This window comes from Nonomuraea longicatena (genome assembly GCF_039525605.1).
Taxonomy (GTDB): domain Bacteria; phylum Actinomycetota; class Actinomycetes; order Streptosporangiales; family Streptosporangiaceae; genus Nonomuraea; species Nonomuraea longicatena.
In genome coordinates this window covers 1-1,462 of record NZ_BAAAHQ010000084.1, presented here as the reverse complement: position 1 = coordinate 1,462, position 1,462 = coordinate 1, and the positions used below count along the sequence as shown (strand labels likewise).

Genomic DNA, 1,462 nt, shown 5'->3' with positions numbered 1-1,462 from the left:
GTGATCACCTAGAAGATTGCAAGTTGGTTCAGGCTCTGGCATAGCAAAACCCGGCCTGCCCAGTAGGCCGGGTTTCGTCTTCTAGCTCAGGCCGTGGGCGTCCTTGTATGCCTTGACGACTGCGTTCCGAAGCCTGGAGTTGCCCGTAACGACGTACTTCTTCTCTCCAAGCCTGTCGTTCTCCCCGAGAGCCCACGCCCGAATGTCGGCTGCCTTCGGCTTATCGTGGCCGCCTAGGGTTGGCGGTGTGGCTGCGCTTCGCCCTCGACGCCCACGCGGTACATGCCCGTCGTGTAGGGCCTGGTCGGGAACCGATACGGCCTCGAAAGCCTCAAGGATCTTCCGAACCGGCTTGCCGTGCCTGTCACAGGCCAGGGCAGTACGGCCGTTGATCGTAATCGTATCGTCTGCTTCCGTCTCCTTCGCGGGGTCCTCCTTTTCGCAGTAATCGCAAAGCCTGATCTCTATGATCTTTATGCCCATGGGAAGCGACCTTTCTCGCGGATGACTGAGCGCATCGTATCCGATAAAAGCACAAAGCCCCCCGGGAACCGGAGGGCTTTACACCACGAACCTAAACCGACTGCATCTCATTCCCGCACGGGCAGGACGGGAGACCCACAGCCAGCCACTTACGAGACGTACGCACTTGGTAGCCCTCACAGTCGCAGCCGGGCGCAATGCACTTCAGAAGCACGTGGCGGTTCGTCTGCGGCTTGTCCCCGGAGTGCTCGACGCCCCCCGGCTCACCTTCTCCCTCGTCGCCCCCCTCTTCGGCATTCACTTCTGGCGTAGCCTGCCGGGGAGTGCGGAGAGTCTTTCGCGGCGCGATCAGCGCGCCGTGCGGGTACTCCCCCAACTCGTCGGCGATGATCTTAAGGTCCTTGATCAGGGCTTCATTCGGGTCCGTCGTGGTCATCTTGCCCTTGAACCCCAACGCCTTAGCGACGCGGGCAAAAGTTCCCTTGTGGCCGGAAGCACAGTCGTCGCCAGCGTGAATCAGTTCATGCATGAGAACCGCGAGAACCCGCCACGTCTCCTCAATCTCCGGAGAGATGAAGATGTGGTTAACGCCGTCCTTGCTGCCGAACCGGGTCACACAGAACCCCTCGATCGTACGCGACTCCCCGCCGCGCCCCTTGTATCCGTAACCGATCGAAAGGTGAAGCCTTTCGGGGATCGGAAGCCCCAGCGCGACATAGCGCGGGCGAAGGATTTCCACCGCGCGGTGAAGCCACGCTTCGCGAGTCCTAATAAGGTCCGCCGCCTCCATGGTGGCTTCAAGCTTAGGAGCCTCGACCATCCCTCGACGGTCGGCCAGTCGGTTGCAGTTCCCACAGACGACCGACTCCTCGACACCTTCACCGGTAGCGGCCTTGCCGCACAGGGTCCTAGCGGTGTCTTCCGGCTTCGCGATGTGGTTGTTTCCCTTGCTGTGCTTCGTGATGACGTAGGTACGGAT

Annotated in this window: 2 protein-coding genes; both read right to left on the bottom strand. The window is 61.1% G+C overall.

All coding sequences use genetic code 11. The features are described 5' to 3' along the window. Positions 1 to 81 precede the first annotated feature (81 nt). The gene (locus ABD120_RS39315) at positions 82 to 483 is read right to left on the bottom strand and encodes a hypothetical protein (protein ID WP_343955569.1); all 402 of its coding nucleotides are present in this window, start codon (positions 481 to 483) and stop codon (positions 82 to 84) included. A gap of 91 nt (positions 484 to 574) precedes the next feature. Further along, positions 575 to 1,462: hypothetical protein (locus ABD120_RS39310; RefSeq protein WP_343955567.1), on the bottom strand; the 888-nt coding region annotated here is incomplete at its 5' end.

What these genes read in the sequence shown, in the direction of transcription:
- ABD120_RS39315 (WP_343955569.1), bottom strand. Translation starts at nt 483, where the DNA reads ATGGGCATAAAGATCATAGAGATCAGGCTTTGCGATTACTGCGAAAAG.